Origin of the sequence: Catenibacterium sp. co_0103, assembly GCF_004168205.1 — a bacterium.
Classification (GTDB): Bacteria; Bacillota_I; Bacilli_A; order Erysipelotrichales; family Coprobacillaceae; genus Catenibacterium; species Catenibacterium mitsuoka_A.
In genome coordinates, this window is sequence record NZ_RCYB01000184.1 from 1 (window position 1) to 1,780 (window position 1,780).

At 35.3% G+C, this 1,780-nt stretch carries 3 protein-coding genes and 2 tRNA genes; 3 read left to right on the forward strand and 2 right to left on the reverse strand.

The features are described 5' to 3' along the window. Positions 1-2 precede the first annotated feature (2 nt). Together EAI80_RS12970 and EAI80_RS12975 are read left to right on the forward strand one after the other, a co-directional pair. A tRNA-Pro gene (locus tag EAI80_RS12970) sits at positions 3-79 on the forward strand. 7 nt (positions 80-86) lie between these two features. After that, a tRNA-Ala gene (locus EAI80_RS12975) sits at positions 87-162 on the forward strand. A 92-nt stretch (positions 163-254) separates the two neighbouring features. Here the strand turns inward: EAI80_RS12975 and deoC are convergent. Together deoC and EAI80_RS12985 are read right to left on the reverse strand one after the other, a co-directional pair. Continuing rightward, complete coding sequence (gene deoC, locus EAI80_RS12980) at positions 255-923, reverse strand: deoxyribose-phosphate aldolase (protein ID WP_129982368.1); 669 nt, start codon at positions 921-923, stop codon at positions 255-257. 126 nt (positions 924-1,049) lie between these two features. Continuing rightward, complete coding sequence (locus EAI80_RS12985; RefSeq protein WP_202976654.1) at positions 1,050-1,394, reverse strand: hypothetical protein; 345 nt, start codon at positions 1,392-1,394, stop codon at positions 1,050-1,052. Between the two features lie 29 nt (positions 1,395-1,423). Here EAI80_RS12985 and EAI80_RS12990 point away from each other — a divergent pair, with 29 nt between their 5' ends. Continuing rightward, positions 1,424-1,684: a transposase family protein gene (locus EAI80_RS12990; protein ID WP_129982369.1), complete on the forward strand. Its 261-nt coding sequence runs from the start codon at positions 1,424-1,426 to the stop codon at positions 1,682-1,684. The last annotated feature ends 96 nt before the right edge of the window (positions 1,685-1,780 follow it).

Consider the following 1,780-nt stretch of genomic DNA (forward strand, 5'->3'; position numbering starts at 1 on the left):
AACGGGAAGTAGCACAGCTTGGTAGTGCACCTGGTTTGGGACCAGGGGGTCGCAGGTTCAAATCCTGTCTTCCCGACCATTTATTCGGGGCCTTAGCTCAGCTGGGAGAGCGCCTGCTTTGCACGCAGGAGGTCAGGAGTTCGATCCTCCTAGGCTCCACCATTTAGAACTTAACAGACACTATGTGTCTTTTTTTTATTTCATTGCGTAAAAAAGAACCATAGTCCTATATAAAGGATTATGGTTCTTTACTTTTAGTAACCTGCACCAGTGTCTGTATTCTTCATGATTTTTACAAGACGGCTTGTACCAAGTCTGTCAGCACCAAGTTCAATGAACTTTTCAGCATCATCAAATGAGCTAATACCACCTGCTGCTTTTACTTTAACTCCTTCACCTACATGATCATGCATTAACTTTACATCATCAAATGTAGCGCCTGCAGTTGAGAACCCTGTTGATGTCTTAATGTATTCTGCCCCTGCATTTGTGACTAATTCACACATCTTGATCTTTTCTTCTTCTGTAAGAAGACATGTTTCAATAATAACCTTTAAGATTTTACCATCACACGCTTCATGAATCTGACGGATTTCATCTTCTACTTCTTCATATCTCTTATCTTTTAAGAATCCGATATTAATAACCATATCAATTTCAGATGCACCATTCTCAATAGCATCCTTTGTTTCAAATACTTTTACTGCAGTTGTACTGTATCCATTTGGGAATCCAATAACTGTACAGATAGGAAGTTTACCATCCACATATTCTGCTGCCTGTTTAACATAAGCAGCTGGAATACATGCAGATGCTGTACCATATTTGATTCCATCATCAAGGATCACCTTAATGTCTTCCCAAGTAGCTGTCTGAGCCAATAATGTGTGGTCTACTTTTTTTAAAATATCATTTGTGTTCATTTTATTTTTACCTCTCTTTATATATTCTATTATAACAGTTTATCTCAAATAAAGTAGTCAATTGTGTTTTCTGGTATCTTAATTCCAAAATTTTCTGTAATTGTTGCACCAATAATCGCAAATGTATCAGTTTCTTCTAGTTCCCCTGTTTTTTTTCTGAGATGTAGAATATGCAATAAATGGCACCTTTTCTCTTGTGTGATCTGTTCCGGTATGTGTTGAATCATTACCATGATTTGCTGTGATAATGAATAAATAATCATCTCTTAACGTATCTAATAAGACACCTAATTTTCCATCAAACTTTTTTAATTTATTCGCATATTCAAGAACATCTCTTCTATAGCCCCATAGTGCATCAAAAACCACAAGATGAGTCTTTAATTTTTGTGGGGGGCGCACTATGGCTCCCACTTTTTCAACTATTTTTATGTAATTAAAAACCTTTCGCTGTATCATTAATTTGCTCATATCAACTCAAAGCGAAAGGAGATCACAAATTGGATAATGATCTAAGAATTATTTTAGGGGATTATGAATCATTTGTACAGTCTCATACGATCGAAATTAATAAAAAAGAAGTGATTTATTATATCACGCTTAAGAAAACCTTTATCTCCTGTCCAGAATGCGGCAGCAGAATGAATATTAAGGACTATAGAAAATGTAAAGTCATACATAACATGATAAGAGGCAAGAATACTTCTCTAATACTTAAAAAGAGAAGATCTTATAAGAAAAAGAATAAATACAACATTTAAATAGGAGTAATATGAGTGTATAGGGTAGACAGGAAATAATATCAATACTGAGATTAATTATTATTTCTGTGCCTCCCGTTGCACCGTACGTACGGG

What these genes read in the sequence shown, in the direction of transcription:
- deoC (WP_129982368.1), bottom strand. Translation starts at nt 923, where the DNA reads ATGAACACAAATGATATTTTAAAAAAAGTAGACCACACATTATTGGCT.
- EAI80_RS12985 (WP_202976654.1), bottom strand. Translation starts at nt 1,394, where the DNA reads ATGAGCAAATTAATGATACAGCGAAAGGTTTTTAATTACATAAAAATA.